The sequence below is a fragment of the Exiguobacterium sp. USCH10 genome, from assembly GCF_037619445.1.
GTDB lineage: Bacteria > Bacillota > Bacilli > Exiguobacteriales > Exiguobacteriaceae > Exiguobacterium > Exiguobacterium aestuarii_A.
This window is the reverse complement of sequence record NZ_JAQPZO010000010.1, coordinates 26,786-41,660: the sequence shown is the minus strand read 5'-3', so window position 1 is coordinate 41,660 and position 14,875 is coordinate 26,786. Positions and strand designations below refer to the sequence as shown.

The 14,875-nt window shown below is 46.9% G+C and carries 13 protein-coding genes and 1 riboswitch; of the genes, 9 read left to right on the top strand and 4 right to left on the bottom strand.

Going from position 1 to position 14,875, the window contains the following annotated elements; all coding sequences use genetic code 11:
- Nucleotides 1-96 precede the first annotated feature (96 nt).
- From ade to PQI28_RS12910, 3 genes are all read left to right on the top strand, one after another.
- On the top strand, nt 97-1,806 hold the full coding sequence (gene ade / locus PQI28_RS12920) for an adenine deaminase (protein ID WP_339963530.1): 1,710 nt from the start codon (nt 97-99) through the stop codon (nt 1,804-1,806).
- Nucleotides 1,807-1,924: 118 nt separating this feature from the next.
- The gene (locus PQI28_RS12915) at nt 1,925-2,209 is read left to right on the top strand and encodes a hypothetical protein (RefSeq protein ID WP_015880753.1); all 285 of its coding nucleotides are present in this window, start codon (nt 1,925-1,927) and stop codon (nt 2,207-2,209) included.
- A 57-nt stretch (nt 2,210-2,266) separates the two neighbouring features.
- Nucleotides 2,267-2,441, top strand: a riboswitch (Lysine riboswitch).
- 112 nt (nt 2,442-2,553) lie between these two features.
- Nucleotides 2,554-4,146 (top strand): Na+/H+ antiporter NhaC family protein, encoded by a 1,593-nt coding sequence (locus tag PQI28_RS12910; RefSeq protein WP_339963529.1) that lies wholly within the window; start codon nt 2,554-2,556, stop codon nt 4,144-4,146.
- A gap of 34 nt (nt 4,147-4,180) precedes the next feature.
- Here PQI28_RS12910 and PQI28_RS12905 read toward each other — a convergent pair whose 3' ends face one another.
- Both PQI28_RS12905 and PQI28_RS12900 read right to left on the bottom strand, forming a co-directional pair.
- Nucleotides 4,181-4,447: a hypothetical protein gene (locus tag PQI28_RS12905; RefSeq protein ID WP_339963528.1), complete on the bottom strand. Its 267-nt coding sequence runs from the start codon at nt 4,445-4,447 to the stop codon at nt 4,181-4,183.
- Between the two features lie 67 nt (nt 4,448-4,514).
- Complete coding sequence (locus PQI28_RS12900) at nt 4,515-6,140, bottom strand: peptide ABC transporter substrate-binding protein (protein ID WP_339963527.1); 1,626 nt, start codon at nt 6,138-6,140, stop codon at nt 4,515-4,517.
- Nucleotides 6,141-6,363: 223 nt separating this feature from the next.
- Here PQI28_RS12900 and PQI28_RS12895 point away from each other — a divergent pair, with 223 nt between their 5' ends.
- The gene (locus PQI28_RS12895; RefSeq protein ID WP_339963526.1) at nt 6,364-7,767 is read left to right on the top strand and encodes a basic amino acid/polyamine antiporter; all 1,404 of its coding nucleotides are present in this window, start codon (nt 6,364-6,366) and stop codon (nt 7,765-7,767) included.
- A gap of 17 nt (nt 7,768-7,784) precedes the next feature.
- Here PQI28_RS12895 and PQI28_RS12890 read toward each other — a convergent pair whose 3' ends face one another.
- The gene (locus PQI28_RS12890) at nt 7,785-9,839 is read right to left on the bottom strand and encodes an EAL domain-containing protein (RefSeq protein ID WP_339963525.1); all 2,055 of its coding nucleotides are present in this window, start codon (nt 9,837-9,839) and stop codon (nt 7,785-7,787) included.
- Between the two features lie 155 nt (nt 9,840-9,994).
- Here PQI28_RS12890 and PQI28_RS12885 point away from each other — a divergent pair, with 155 nt between their 5' ends.
- From PQI28_RS12885 to PQI28_RS12875, 3 genes are all read left to right on the top strand, one after another.
- Entirely contained in the window at nt 9,995-11,197 is a 1,203-nt protein-coding gene (locus PQI28_RS12885; protein ID WP_074032995.1) for an ornithine--oxo-acid transaminase, read from the top strand.
- An 82-nt stretch (nt 11,198-11,279) separates the two neighbouring features.
- Nucleotides 11,280-11,672 (top strand): fluoride efflux transporter CrcB, encoded by a 393-nt coding sequence (gene crcB, locus PQI28_RS12880; RefSeq protein ID WP_339963524.1) that lies wholly within the window; start codon nt 11,280-11,282, stop codon nt 11,670-11,672.
- Complete coding sequence (locus PQI28_RS12875) at nt 11,669-12,010, top strand: fluoride efflux transporter FluC (protein WP_274665118.1); 342 nt, start codon at nt 11,669-11,671, stop codon at nt 12,008-12,010. Before crcB ends, PQI28_RS12875 begins: the two co-directional genes overlap by 4 nt.
- 35 nt (nt 12,011-12,045) lie before the next feature.
- On the opposite strand, the gene yhfH is transcribed toward PQI28_RS12875, so the two are convergent.
- Nucleotides 12,046-12,204: a protein YhfH gene (gene yhfH, locus PQI28_RS12870; protein ID WP_214747372.1), complete on the bottom strand. Its 159-nt coding sequence runs from the start codon at nt 12,202-12,204 to the stop codon at nt 12,046-12,048.
- A 152-nt stretch (nt 12,205-12,356) separates the two neighbouring features.
- On the opposite strand from yhfH, the gene PQI28_RS12865 reads away from it, so the two are divergent.
- Together PQI28_RS12865 and PQI28_RS12860 are read left to right on the top strand one after the other, a co-directional pair.
- On the top strand, nt 12,357-12,719 hold the full coding sequence (locus PQI28_RS12865) for an ArsR/SmtB family transcription factor (RefSeq protein WP_214747369.1): 363 nt from the start codon (nt 12,357-12,359) through the stop codon (nt 12,717-12,719).
- A gap of 108 nt (nt 12,720-12,827) precedes the next feature.
- Nucleotides 12,828-14,873, top strand: coding sequence for a heavy metal translocating P-type ATPase (locus PQI28_RS12860; protein ID WP_339963523.1), 2,046 nt, complete (start codon nt 12,828-12,830; stop codon nt 14,871-14,873).
- Nucleotides 14,874-14,875 lie beyond the last annotated feature (2 nt).

The following is a 14,875-nucleotide window of genomic DNA, read 5'->3' as shown; positions in this document are numbered from 1 at the left end:
TATGCTATCATTGTCGCACAACTTGAAAAAGAAATTGCAACGAAAAGAATATTCTTGGTAAGATAGTTAAAATACGTTGAATAAGGAGATCAAAAGATGGAGAAACAACATTTGATTGACATCGCCGCAAAGAAAAAGAAAGCGGCCGTCGTCTTTAAAGACGTCGCTGTGATTGACGTGTACAGTCGTGAGACGATTCGTACGGACGTCGCCATCGATGCCGGGTTTATCGTGGCTATTGGGGAAGGATATGAGGGAGAGGTCGAATATCATGACCCGACTTGGACGCTTGCCCCGTCCTTTATCGATTCGCACGTCCATATCGAGTCGTCGATGGTCCCACCTCATGAGTTTGCGAAAGCGGTCTTGCCCCTCGGGGTCACGACGGTCATTGCGGACCCGCATGAGATTGCGAACGTGAACGGGGCGCTTGGGATTGAATATATGTTAGCGGATGCGAAAGGGCTCCCACTCGATGTCCGCATGATGTTACCGAGCTGTGTGCCGGCGACATCATTCGAACATGCAGGTGCAAAGTTATACGCAGAAGACTTGGCACCGTTTTTAGGAGACCCTGGTGTGCATGGATTAGGTGAAGTCATGGACTATCCTTCTGTCGAAGCAGGAAGCGAGGATATGCTTCAAAAGATTGCACAGACGGAACAAGCGGGCAAAGTCGTGGATGGCCATGCTTCGGGTCTCAATCCTGATCAATTGAATGTATATCGCTCAGCAGGAATCATGACGGACCATGAATGTACGACGGCAGAAGAGGCGATTGAACGGGTACGACGTGGATTTTACGTTCAAATTCGAGAAGGTTCCGTTGCACGAAATGTGGAGAAGGTCAGTTTGGCCGTGACAGAAAGCAATGCCCATCGTTTCCTTTTCTGTACAGACGATAAGCATTTGGATGACTTGGTCGCAGAAGGTGGGATTGACTACAACATTCGCACAGCGATCAAGCAAGGCGTCAAGCCAGAAACGGCCTATGCGATGGCGAGTTTACACGCTGCAGAAGCCTATGGATTAAAAGAGATCGGGGCCATCGCACCTGGGAAGAAAGCAAACTTCGTTATCTTGTCAGACGTCGAATCGGTAAAAATCAAGCAAGTGTATGTCAACGGTACGCTCGTCGCCGAAGCGGGGAATGCGACATTTGACGCTGATGGGATTGAAGTACCGAAGCCGATGAAAGGTGAGCTCGAATTACCTGAATTGACAGCCGACTCGTTTCGAATTGCTCCGAGCGACGAGGAAGTGGATGTCATTCAAGTGCTTCCGAACAGCTTGTTGACGAAACGACAACGTCTCTCGTTCCAACCAGATGCATCAGGGGCAGATTTATCTCAGGATATCGCCACGCTCGCCGTCATCGAACGTCATCATGGGACAGGTCACATGGCGCTAGCTCCTGTCACAGGATTCGGGTTAAAACGAGGTGCACTTGCAGCTACTGTAGCCCATGACAGCCACAACTTGGTTATCGCTGGAGTCAGCCCAGAGGATATGTTACTCGCAGCGAGAACGCTTGAAAAAGTAGGTGGAGGGGTCGTTGCCGTATCGGAAGGTGAGGTGCTCGCCGTGTTACCGCTTGAAATCGGTGGTCTCATGACGAAACGTCCTTACCGTGAAGTGGCAGATATTCTCGAACAGTTAAATGATGCGCTCGACGTTGTCGGTGCACACCGTCACTTTAACCCATACTTGACGATGTCATTCCTTGCCTTACCGGTCATTCCGGATTTGAAATTGACCGACATGGGATTGTTCGACGTGACCACTTTCTCATTCATCAACGATTGACTCGGTCTAACGTATGATTTTTGTTAAGAACGGTCGATAACGATTGAATGACTGACAGGAAGTTGGTATAGTTACGACAAGTTTCATCGGGTCAAATTTGAAAGGGGGGATATTACAGATGGAACAAGTTGCTTACAATCGGTCGTATGATGAACATGAGGAATTGATCAATTCTGTATATCGTGCTTTCAAGGACCGATGCGAAGAACTGCCAGAAGAAACGCAGACGAAACGCCGTTTACGGCGACTCATCTTTTCTACGATTAAAGAACAGACGAAGTCTCACGCTGACCGATTCGTGTTATACCACTTCTTCAACGATTTCTTTAAAGCAGTAGAGACGAATGACCAAGAAGCGCTTGCTGTATTGAAGCGAATCATTCGTGATGAAAAAAACTATTGATATGTGACGTCAACTTGTGATAATTTAGACGTAACTTTAAATGAATATTCGTGCTATCGATGAGGTAGAGGTGCGATGCTGATGAGTAAGTAGTCGGAGGATGACAACGATGAGGACTACAAAAAGGCAGGATCGCCGAAGTGCAACACCATGTCCGTGGGGTTGTGCTGGGCTGACGGGAAACACCCGTCGGACTGCCATACATATTTACGTATGGAGCGCTCCAAGTCGGCTAAGAAAGACGGAACATCCAGCGAGGGTGTCGGCTTTGTTGCCGATGCCCTCGCTTTGCGTTTTTTTAAGCATAGGGGGGCCTCATCCTAATAAAAAAGGAGGAATTCAGCATGGTAGATTATTCAACTTCGGTACTTTCACTCGTACCGGCATTACTCGCAATTATTATGGCAATCACAACAAGAAAGGTCATCCCATCACTCGGTGTCGGGATTATCGCAGGGGTACTTCTCTTGCATAGTTTCAATCCACTTGATTCGATTCAATACTTGTGGTCGAACATTATCGCCTTATTCTGGTCGGATGGAGCCATTAACGAATGGAACGTCTTGTTGATTGCGTTCTTGCTCCTTCTCGGCATTTTGTCGTCAATCATTCAAACGTCGGGTGGCGCACGCGCATTCGGTGAATGGGCTGCTGCGAACGTTAAGACGGCACGCGGTGCACGTCTCGTATCGTTTGGTCTTGGTATTTTGATCTTTATCGATGACTACTTTAACAGTTTGGCGGTCGGGAACATCAGTCGTCCACTCACAGACCGTAAAAACATCTCACGCGCGAAACTTGCGTACACGATTGACTCAACAGCAGCACCTGTCTGTGTCATTAGCCCGCTTTCAAGTTGGGGTGCGTACATCATCGCCATCATCGCTGGAATTTTGACAAAATATTCGATTGATAGCTACTCATCATTCTCTGCGTTCATTCAAATCATTCCGATGAACTTCTATGCCGTCTTCGCACTCTTGTTGACAGCGTATGTGGCTTTCACTGGACTTGCCATCGGACCGATGCGTACGCATGAACTTCGTGCCCTACAAGGTGAATTGTATGATTCAGCAAAAGGGAAGCCAATGGGAATGAGCGAAGATTTGCATGAACACGAAGGTGGAAAAGTTCGCGACTTGATTGTTCCGATCATCACACTTATCATTGCGACTGTTTCGGCGATGCTCTACACAGGTGGACAAGCACTTGCAGCAGACGGCCAGGACTTCTCATTGATTGGGGCGTTTGAATCGACAGATGTGACGCGTTCACTCGTCGCAGGTGTCGTCATCAGCTTGATTGTCGCACTCCTTCTTCTTGTCGGTCGTAAAATCCCGGCGCGTGACTATGGAAAAGCGGCATGGGAAGGCGTCCGCGCGATGTGGCCAGCCGTCCTCATCCTCTTGTTTGCTTGGACAATCATTGCAGTCATCAGTGATATGAAGACAGGTGAATACTTGGCGAGCTTCGTCACGGATACGATTGCCGCTTCGTACTTGCCACTTCTTCTCTTCTTGATTGCTGGAATCATGGCATTCTCGACAGGGACGAGCTGGGGAACGTTTGGTTTGATGCTTCCGATCGGGGCAGACTTGATCATGGCAGTCGAACCAGAACTCCTTCTCGCGTCACTTGCGGCTGTATTGGCCGGCGCGGTGTTCGGTGACCACTGTTCACCAATTTCAGATACAACGATTCTCAGCTCAACAGGAGCGGGCTCACACCATATCGACCACGTGGTGACACAATTGCCGTACGCTATTCTTGCAGCGGTCGTCTCGGCGATCGGTTACTTGGTGCTCGGGATTACAGCGTCGATTTGGATCGGATTCTTCGCGGCATTGATTTCGTTTATCGTATTGGTTGGAATCGCAGAAGTGATTTCAAAACGTGGGAAAGTACCTGCAGAACTCCGCGCGAAGCGTGAGGCTTAATACACGAAAATGACTTCCATCGATTTGATGGAAGTCATTTTTTGTATACGGCTTTCCTTGAACGTACAAGATAATCGAGTAGTACCCCGAATATGAACAAAAAAGAGATTGTCAGAACATAAAGCGTCCATTTCGGAAGTACGGTCGGATGAATGACGTGCGAAGAAAACCAAGGTGTCTCGAGCAACCAAAATGGAGGCGAAATCAAAAACAATAAGATGTTCAAGTCATCCAATCCAGAGACATTCATGATGCAGATGGTGACAGCTAATAAGGTGAACCATAGTGTCCAACTCTTCATTAGATAGAAGCCCCTTTCACGACAGAAAAACACCCTTGACCCAGATGGAATCAAGGATGTTTTCTCATTATTTGACGTCAAGCCACTTGAAGCTCGCATCGGCACCGAACGGGTGACGGTACATGTTCTCGATGTTTGAACGCTCTAAGTATGCCTCACCTTTTTGGTAAATCGGAGCGATTGCGAAGTCTTCTTCAAGAAGGATACGTTCAGCTTCTTGCATCGTTTCCCAACGCTTCATCTGATCGGCTTCTTTCTTCGCTGATTGGATCAATTGATCATACTCGTCGTTTGAGTACTCCATACGGTTGAATGGTCCGTCTGTGACCCACATGTCGAGGTATGTCATTGGATCCTGATAGTCAGGGCCCCAACCAGCAGCAGAAACGTCATACTCACCTTTTCCTTCAAGGTCAAGGAAGTTTTTGAACGGTTGCTGTTTGATGTTAAGCGTCAAACCAGGCAAGTTTTTCTCGAGTTCACCTTTGATGAACTCGTTGACTTTCTTGAACGCTTCTTCATCACGTGAGAGGAACTCGAGCTCGATTGTTTCGACTCCTAGCTCTTCAAGACCTTTCTCCCAAGCGGCTTTCGCTTCATCAACATTGTAGCTGAGGAGGTCTGGATGCTTCTCACGGAAATCAGCGCCGTCTTCTGTGAATGTAAAATCTTTCGCCACGATGAAGTTCGCTGGTTGTGAACCGTCCGTCAAGATGACATCCGTCACGCTTTGCTTGTCAAATCCTTTGGCGAGTGCCTCACGGATGTTGACGTTTTGAAGCGCCTCGTTCTTTTGGTTGAAACGAAGGAAGTTGATCCGTGCATCGGCACGCGTCTTAAATTCATCGCTGTCTTCAAATTGTGGAACGAATTCAGATGAGAGAAGCGTGTAGTCCGCTTCACCAGACTCGAACAAGTTGACACCTGTCGATACGTCTTTTACGACTTTGACGTTGATCGTATCCATCTTCACGTTTTCAGCATCCCAATACTCTGGGTTTTTCTTATAGACCCATCCTGCATTGTCTTGCCATTCGCTCAATACGTAAGGACCGTTATAGAGCGTTTTGTCGACAGAAGTCGCGAATTCTTCGCCCTGTTCTTCGACGTACTCTTGTTTTTGTGGCATGTATGTTGGGAAACCAGTTAATCCTAAGAAATATGGTGCTGGTGCTTCCAACTGAACTTCAAGTGTCTTCTCGTCGATTGCTTTCGCACCGAGATCGTCAAGAGACGCTTCGCCTGCAAGAATTTTGTTTGCATTTTTTAAGTCTTGAAGGATATACGCATACTCTGCGCCTGTTTCCGGATTGAGTGCGCGTTTCCAAGAGTACACAAAGTCTTCAGCTGTGATCGGTGAGCCGTCTGACCAGTTCGCGTCACGTAGTTTGAACGTGTATGTAAGACCATCCTCGGATACTTCGACATCTTCGGCAATTCCTGGTGTCGGTTGGTTGTTCTCGTCTAGACGATATAAGCCTTCGAACACGTTGTTCGTCACGATAATCGATGTCGAGTCCGTCGTAAGCGTCGGATCGAGCTGTGGCAAATCTGTCGCAGATACCATTGTGATTTCTTTTTTAGCATCGCTTGAAGATGAATTCTCCGAACTTGATGAGTCATCTCCTGTACTACAAGCTGCCGTCGCTAATAATGCGACCCCCGATAAAGCTAGCCATTTTTTGTTACGCATTATACAACCTCCCGAAAATTCTGATAATTTAGAATATGTTGTAATTAAACTACATCTGGGATGAATATGCAATGGAATTTTTCAAATTATTCGAAAATATAAACTTATTTAGATTACCTATCCATCAATCCCTTTAGGAAGTAGAATAGAAAAATCGACGAATGATTATACAGTATCTTTGTATAGTTATTCGATTAGATTGTAGATTGATGGAGGCGTTAATTTGAAACAACATTCAGCCGGAATCGGCTTTTTCGGTCTCGCGGCCATGGTCGTCGGGACAATGATTGGTGGAGGTGCTTTTAATCTCCCGGGTGCTATGGCACAAGGGGCAGGCGTAGGACCTGTTTTAATCGGATGGGGAATTACGGGGATCGGGATGATCATGCTTGCCTTTGTCTTTCAGTTTTTAGCGGACACGCGTCCTGAATTAGAAGGTGGCATTTACGCCTATGCACGGGAAGGGTTCGGTAAATTTGTCGGATTTAACAGTGGATGGGGTTACTGGATGTCAGCATGGATTGGCACGGTGGCAAACATCACGTTGATTTTTAGCACGTTGGCATACTTTTTCCCTGTATTCTCGGCAGAACATCGATTGTTCCGTTTGTTCGTCAGTGCAATTTTGGTGTGGGGATTATTTTGGCTCATTTCCCGTGGAATGCGGGAGGCGGCACTGTTAAACATCGTCACGACAATCGCGAAGCTCGTTCCGATTTTTTTGTTCATCGTGCTCATTCTCTTCGCGTTTCAGATTGATACGTTCCGGGTCGACTTTTGGGGCGAGTCGGGATTTGTTTGGGCAAATGTTTTCCCTCAAGTGAAGTCTACGATGCTCGTGACATTATGGGCGTTCGTCGGTATTGAAGGGGCAGTCGTCTTATCCTCGCGCGCGCGTCAGAAAAAAGATGTAGGTCGAGCAACAGTGATCGGATTGATCGGCACATTGTTGATTTATATGATGATTTCGATTTTCTCGTTCGGTGTCATGACGCAAGAACAACTCGCGGCGTTACCAGAACCATCGATGGCCTATGTGTTAGAAGCGGTCGTCGGACCGTTCGGTGCGACACTGATTAATATCGGGTTGCTCATCTCATTGACAGGCGCATTGCTTGGATGGACGATTTTAGCGACAGAAATTTCATATGTCGCTAGTCGAGATGGTGTCTTCCCGAAAGTGTTCAATCGACTGAACGCAAACGACACGCCAGTGAACGCATTATTGATCACACAGGTGTTTACGCAAATCGTCACAGCTGTTGCATTATTCTCGGAGCAGACGTACCTTGTCTTGTCGAGTATCGCCGGGATCGCAGCGCTCGTTCCATATCTTTTCTCGGCAGTTTATGGATGGATGGAAGCGAAGCGGACGGCATCGTTACGGATGATGGTCATCTCTGCCATCGCCTCGATATATGCCACATGGCTACTGTATGCCTCAGGAATCGAATACGTCCTGATTGCGATGATTCTTTACGCACCTGGTGTATTTGTCTTTCTGTTGGCAGAACGGGAACAGGGACACCCGTTCTTAACACGCACGCAGTCAATCATTGCCGTCATTATTTTGTTATGTGCCACGTATGGCGTATATGGCCTTTGGACATCATCGATTGCATTATAAGAAAACTCACCGACGCTTCATGCGTTCGGTGAGTTTTTTGATGACCGGAGTAATTGTTCGATTGCCTCTGGAGAACCAGGTCTTGCATACAGGTAACCTTGGAATGAATCACATGCGGTAGACTTTAAGTGTTGAAGCATTTCTTCGTCTTCGACCCCTTCGGCCACAACATGAAGACTCAAGCTCTTCCCGAGATGGACGATGACGTCTAACAAATGGGATTTAGATGTCATCCAATCGTCGAGAAATACTTTATCAATCTTAAGTTCATCGACTGGGAATGACTTTAAATACTGCAAGGATGAGAAGCCCGTTCCAAAATCGTCAATCGACAGGCGGTAATTCAGTCGCTTGATCTGCTCCATGCGTTCAATGATTTCATCGGTTTGTTGCATGACCAAACTTTCTGTAATTTCTAATATGATATCTGTCGGGTCAAGTTGTAGTTGTTGCTTAATGTTTCGAAGCGTATTCAAGAAACTGTCGCTTCGGAACTGGTTTGGTGAAATGTTGATCGCCATCGAGAGAGGCTGGTCAAATTCAGCTTTCCATGTCTTCAATTGTTTTGTCGCCTCTAAAATGACCCAGTTGTTGATCGGGACGATGAGTGCCATCTCTTCCGCGAGCGGAATGAACTCGGAAGGTGGGATTTGTCCCAACTCCTCGTGGTGCCAACGAAGGAGCGCTTCAAAGCCGATGAGACGGTCTGTCGCCAACTCATACTTCGGCTGATACTCAAGATAAAAATGTTTTTCTTCTAGCGCGCGATATAAGGCTTTTTCGATATGAATTTGTCTTGAGAAAGCGGCATCCATATCTTTTGTCACGAATTGAATCGTACCGACCCCAATCTGTTTTCCTTTGAAGAGCGCACTTTCGGCGCGCGTATACAGTTCTTCGAGTGAACTCGCAGAAGATGGATAAAACACACAGCCGACTGAAATCGATACCATGATCGAGTGATGGTAGATTCGGAATGGGCGTTGTAATTCGTGTTGCAGATGACGGAGTGATTGGAACACTTCTTCTTTAGACTCTTCAAAATACATGACACCGAATAGTCCGCCCGTCGGATGGAACAATAAAGCGGATTCCGGGATGAGGTGGAGTGCGCGCTCCTTGATTTGGACGAGGAGCTCATTCCCGACGCGAGATCCGAACGATTCGTTGATGATTTTGAAGCGATCGATATCGAATAAAGCGATGTGGAGAAGTCCTTCTCGCTCATCGATTTGTTGAAGGATTGAATCGTATTGACGTAAGAATCCTTTTTTATTGTAGAGTCCTGTTAATTCGTTTTGATAAGCAAGGAATCGAACTTCTTTTTCGAGACGTTTCTTTTCTGAAACATCGAATCCAAACGCCGTATACTGAATCACATCATTTTTTTCACTAACAATCGGCACGACGGTCAAATTAAGCCAGCACGGTTCTTGGTTATGCTCTTTGCAAGATATCGGCATTTCTCCGTTCCAGATGCGATTTGTCGCCAAGGACTTTAAGACATCACGTGAAATCCTGTTCTGGTCACTTGCGTCATGAATGAGCTCGAACCAGTTTCGTCCGATTAGTTGCTGCTCCGTTGCATCGAGTAAACGACATAAAGATGGATTGATATCGACGATTTCCCCTTTTGCGTTCGTCGCCAAGTAATGGGTCGATTGCTTGATCATTTCTTGAAAATGATGAAGCAAATTGAACTGCTCTGTGCTAATGAGCGGTCCAAACCCTTTCGGAAGGAAGGCGAGGAAATAGCCATTAATCCCTTCGAGTGAAAAAGATTGCAAGTATGCGGTCGCGTAGATGACGGACCCATCTTTATGTTGAAACGGCGTCATCTCCGTCGTTGAAAATGGATATTGAAGGAGAAGCGGTGTCCACGTCTCTAAAGCATGTTCCAACTGCCGAACGACAGGAAGCGGTTGATGGAGGACTTCTTCACGTTCCCAGCCGAATAACACTTCGGCATGTGTATTCCATAACAGAACCATACCATCCTGAGAAATATAACAACATGGTACAGATAAAGCATCGATGAATTGGTCAATCGATAAATCATGCAATGAAGCCACATCATTTCCTCCAATCTGTCATGCTAAATGCATATTCTACTGTCAGTGTACCTGATTTTGCCAATTCAAGGAATGCTTAAGTTCGCCATTGTCAAAAGAAAGAGGGACATCATATACTGAAAGGGTAAGATAGTTTTGAATAAGGGGGAAGCAATATGTCAAAAACACATGATGTGATTGAGCTGACAGAAAAATTCGGGGCGCACAACTATCATCCACTACCGATCGTTATTTCGGAGGCGAAAGGGATTTGGGTAACCGATCCTGAGGGGAATCGCTACATGGATATGTTAAGTGCATACTCTGCAGTCAACCAGGGACACTGCCATCCGAAAATCATTCAAGCGCTCAAAGATCAGGCGGATAAGATTACGTTGACGTCACGTGCCTTTTACAACGATCAACTCGGACGTTTTTACGACAAAGTGGTAACGCTTACAAAGAAACAAATGGTGTTGCCGATGAACACGGGCGCAGAAGCCGTAGAGACGGCAGTAAAAACTGCTCGTCGTTGGGCATATGAAGTGAAAGGGATTCCAGGTCAAGCTGAAATCATCGTATGTACAGGAAACTTCCATGGACGGACGATGGCTGCTGTGTCGATGTCGACTGAAGCAGAGTACCAACGTGGGTTCGGACCATTATTGCCAGGATTCAAAGTCGTACCGTATGGCGATATCGATGCATTTGAAGCGGCAATCACAGAGAATACAGCAGCGTTTATCGTGGAACCGATTCAAGGTGAGGCAGGAATCATCATTCCACCAGAAGGTTACTTGAAACGTGCATCTGAACTCTGTCAACAACACAACGTCCTGTTCGTCGCTGATGAAATTCAGTCTGGGCTCGGTCGTTCAGGAAAATGGTTTGCCATCGAGTGGGAAGATGTCACACCGGATATGTACATTCTCGGAAAAGCACTTGGAGGCGGTGTCTTCCCGATCTCATGCGTTGCCGCGGATCAAGAGATTCTCTCTGTATTTAATCCAGGATCACACGGCTCAACATTTGGTGGAAACCCGCTCGCTTCTGCGGTCTCAGTCGCAGCGCTCGAAGTGTTGGAAGAAGAGAAACTTGTCGAGCGTTCGTTAGAGTTAGGGACGTATTTCATGGAACGTTTGAAATCAATCGATAATCCGATGATTCGCGACGTCCGTGGACGCGGATTATTCATCGGCATCGAATTGACGGAAGCAGCTCGTCCATATTGTGAGGCACTTAAAGAACGTGGACTTCTCTGCAAAGAAACGCATGAGACAGTCATTCGATTGGCTCCACCTCTCGTCATCACGAAAGAAGAACTCGATCAAGCGTTTGAAGCAATCGAAGCAGTTCTTGCTCCGGCAGCTATTTCGTAAACAGCGACAGCTTGGTATAATAGCTTCAGTTGAATGGACACCTGCATGTTGCAGGTGTCTTTTTCGTGGAGGAGGGCATGAGATGCTGTACGTATACGTTGGGTTAGCAGGTGCAGTTGGAGCGTTGGCAAGGTACGGACTTGGATTACTAGTCGCTTCTTTCGGAACGAGCCCGTTTCCAGTCGCGACACTCCTCATCAATTTAATTGGAAGCTTTCTGTTAGGATGGCTGACGCATCGATTCCTTCAAAGGGGAAAACCTTCTCCTCAAATCGTCACGATTATCGGAACCGGAATGATTGGATCATTTACCACGTTTTCCACGTTTAGTGTAGAAACGATTCAATTAGTTGAACATGATCATGTACTTCTCGCTGTTACATATGTATTCCTCAGCATCACACTCGGTTTATGGAGTTCCTGGTTTGGTTATCACATTGGAACAAAAACGTCGACAAGAGGTGAAGTGAAATGACGCTTATCTGGATTGCAGCTGGTGCCTTTATCGGTTCGATTCTCCGCTTCGCAATCGGTCAGGTCATGAAAAAGTGGTTTGATTCAACTTTTCCTTGGGCGACGTTGTTCGTCAACGTGACAGGGTCATTTGGTCTCGGGTACTTGTACGCGCACACCGATTACCAATCGCTCATCCTCTTTTTAGGCATCGGATTTTTTGGATCGTTTACGACGTTCTCGACTTTAAAACTGGAATTGATGCGGTTTGCGACAAAAGACTGGGTTCGATTCGGCCTCTATTTGCTTGCGACCTATCTGTTCGGACTCATTGCGGCTTACATCGGTTGGTCGATGTAATAACACAACACCCCTTCGTCGAAGGGGTGTTGTGTTTATTCTGCGTGTTGAAGCTTTTCTGTGCATGAAGCACATGTCGTTTCGTATGATTCGCACTGTTCGTCCATATGGTTCCCGCATTCCTGACATGTCTTATCCGGTAATTTTTGATAAAACTCGACAGATGATTCGAGTCGGCTCGCCCATTCATTCATATGAAAATGCCTCCTTCGGTAAATTGTCTGACAGTTTAGGTTGTTGTCATGATTGTATTATAACAGAAGTGTATAAGTCAACTATAATATATAACAGATATATCGATGAATTTTTGCTACACTATATACACATAAAAGACGAGGTGAAAAATATGAAAGTGCCCCAATGTGAGACGATTGGGATCCAATCAGAAGACGTACCAACGCTACAAACTGCCTTGGCACAATTGGATGCCCCGCGTGTCAGCCGGTTGTTTAAAGCGTTCGCTGACCCGACTCGTTTGAAAGTACTGTATGTCCTGACGCTCGAACATGAACTTTGCGTTTGTGATGTTGCCGCCGTCATCGGTCATTCAAATGCGACCGCATCCCATCATTTACGGACGTTACTCGAACAAGGGCTGGTGAAATATCGCAAAGAGGGGAAAGTCGTGTATTATTCATTAGACGACGAACATGTCAGACAGCTTGTTGAAATTGCGCTGGCCCATAGCGAAGAACAGAAAGATGTTTGAATCCAATGACCGATCCTTTTAGGATTCGGTCATTTTTTCCTATTGTCATGAATTTCATTTCGCGATACGATATATTCAAATGAACGTTTGAATGTTAGGGGGAACGAGATGAGGAATCGAGACGTGTTACCTGTGTCTGGAATCACTTGCACGAACTGTGCAGCGAAAATCGAGCGGGATGTTACAAAGCGCGAAGAAGTGGCATCTTGTCAAATTGATTTCGCGACGAGTCGAATGGTGATTGAATGGATTGATGTCTCTGAACGCAAAGCGATGCTCGAGTCAATCGAGCAGACGATGAAACGAATCGAACCGGGTGCGAAGTTTATCAAAACAGAGGAAGATCAAACCGAACAACGAGATACGGTCCTTTGGCGATTCCTTGCGGCTGCCCTCATATTTTCAATTGCCCTTTGGATGGATTCCATTCCGGGCTACATCGTAGCGTATGGGCTAGCTGGATATGATGTCGTATATGGTGCCGTCCGAAATGTATGGCACAGGGAATGGTTTGACGAAAAGTTCTTAATGACCATCGCGACCATCGGGGCATTCGCGATTGCCGAATATCCGGAAGCCGTTGCAGTCATGTTGTTTTATCAACTTGGAGAATACGTGCAAGGGCGTGCGGTGCGCGCTTCGCGGAAGTCGATACAATCTTTGTTAAATATGAGACCAACGCTCGCTCGTGTACTAATTGGTGAGGAAGAAGTCGAGCGATTGCCAGAAGATGTAGCGGTCGGTTCACACCTGATTGTCCGTGCCGGAGAACTCGTTCCGATGGATGGGGTTGTATTCAGAGGTGCGAGTTCACTCGATACAGCTTCATTGACAGGTGAGGCGGTTCCTCGTCAAGTGAGAGCAGGTGAAGAGGTGTTGGCGGGGATGATCAATTTGGAGGGACGACTCGTCATCCGGACGACGAAGCTCGCCGCCGAATCGAGCCTTCAAAAGATGATTGCCCTCGTAGAAGAGGCGAACGGGAAAAAGGCGAAGACAGAACAGATGATTACCCGATTGGCGAAAGTCTATACACCTTTCGTTGTCGTTATGGCGACACTCGTCGCATTTGTCCCACCGCTATTTGTGGGAGACTTGTCAGAGTGGGTTTACCGTGCGCTCATTTTCCTCGTCATTAGTTGTCCGTGTGCGCTCGTCATTTCAATTCCCTTAGGTTATTTCGGTGGGATTGGAGCGGGCTCTAAACAAGGTGTTCTTGTAAAAGGTGGAGAATATTTAGACACGTTAACAGAAGTGGACACTGTCGTCTTTGATAAGACAGGAACGTTGACGACAGGGCGATTTGAAGTGACGAACGTTGTGACAACGGAAGGGGTGCACGCTGAAGAATTGTTGCACCTTGCCGCTCGCGTCGAACGAGCATCTAATCATCCGCTCGCGCGAGCCATCGTCAATCGAGTCGGAGATGTTCAGCCGTTCGAATCGATTCAAGAAGAGCCCGGATATGGTCTTCATGCCCATGATGGCGATGATCACATTTACGTGGGTAGTGCTCGGTATATGAGGTATTTAGGTCAATCGATTGAGGATACCTCGATTGGGACAAGTGTTCACGTGATGAAAAACAATCGTTGGCTAGGGCGAATCGAATTAATGGATACGTTGAAGCCGGATGCGTATCCTGCAATCCAAGCGTTGAAGGAAGCCGGATACCGGACGGTGATGTTATCGGGAGACCGCCGCGAAGTCGCTACAGCAATCGGCGAACGACTCGGACTAGATGAGGTGCGAGGCGAATTGCTTCCGCACGAAAAAGTAGAAGCGATTGAACAGATGACCGCCTCCCAAAAAGTTGCATTTGTCGGAGATGGAATGAACGATGCGGCAGCGTTAGCACGAGCCGATGTCGGGCTTGTTATGGGGGGAGTTGGAAGTGATACAGCGGTCACGGCAGCGGATGTTGTCTTGATGCATGACGACCCGAACGATGTGGTCCGAGCCATCAAGCTCGGGAAGCAGACAAAACGTGTCGTCTGGCAAAATATTTTCTTTGCGTTCGGAACGAAAGCGCTCGTTTTGGTTTTAGGGTTATTCGGAATTGCTACGATGTGGGAAGCTGTCTTCGCGGACGTCGGTGTGGCACTGCTTGCTATTGCGAATGCGACGAGATTATTACGAATGACGTCATCATGACA

What these genes read in the sequence shown, in the direction of transcription:
- PQI28_RS12885 (WP_074032995.1), top strand. Translation starts at nt 9,995, where the DNA reads ATGTCAAAAACACATGATGTGATTGAGCTGACAGAAAAATTCGGGGCG.
- yhfH (WP_214747372.1), bottom strand. Translation starts at nt 12,204, where the DNA reads ATGAATGAATGGGCGAGCCGACTCGAATCATCTGTCGAGTTTTATCAA.
- PQI28_RS12860 (WP_339963523.1), top strand. Translation starts at nt 12,828, where the DNA reads ATGAGGAATCGAGACGTGTTACCTGTGTCTGGAATCACTTGCACGAAC.
- PQI28_RS12910 (WP_339963529.1), top strand. Translation starts at nt 2,554, where the DNA reads ATGGTAGATTATTCAACTTCGGTACTTTCACTCGTACCGGCATTACTC.
- PQI28_RS12905 (WP_339963528.1), bottom strand. Translation starts at nt 4,447, where the DNA reads ATGAAGAGTTGGACACTATGGTTCACCTTATTAGCTGTCACCATCTGC.
- PQI28_RS12865 (WP_214747369.1), top strand. Translation starts at nt 12,357, where the DNA reads ATGAAAGTGCCCCAATGTGAGACGATTGGGATCCAATCAGAAGACGTA.
- PQI28_RS12875 (WP_274665118.1), top strand. Translation starts at nt 11,669, where the DNA reads ATGACGCTTATCTGGATTGCAGCTGGTGCCTTTATCGGTTCGATTCTC.
- ade (WP_339963530.1), top strand. Translation starts at nt 97, where the DNA reads ATGGAGAAACAACATTTGATTGACATCGCCGCAAAGAAAAAGAAAGCG.
- crcB (WP_339963524.1), top strand. Translation starts at nt 11,280, where the DNA reads ATGCTGTACGTATACGTTGGGTTAGCAGGTGCAGTTGGAGCGTTGGCA.
- PQI28_RS12900 (WP_339963527.1), bottom strand. Translation starts at nt 6,140, where the DNA reads ATGCGTAACAAAAAATGGCTAGCTTTATCGGGGGTCGCATTATTAGCG.
- PQI28_RS12915 (WP_015880753.1), top strand. Translation starts at nt 1,925, where the DNA reads ATGGAACAAGTTGCTTACAATCGGTCGTATGATGAACATGAGGAATTG.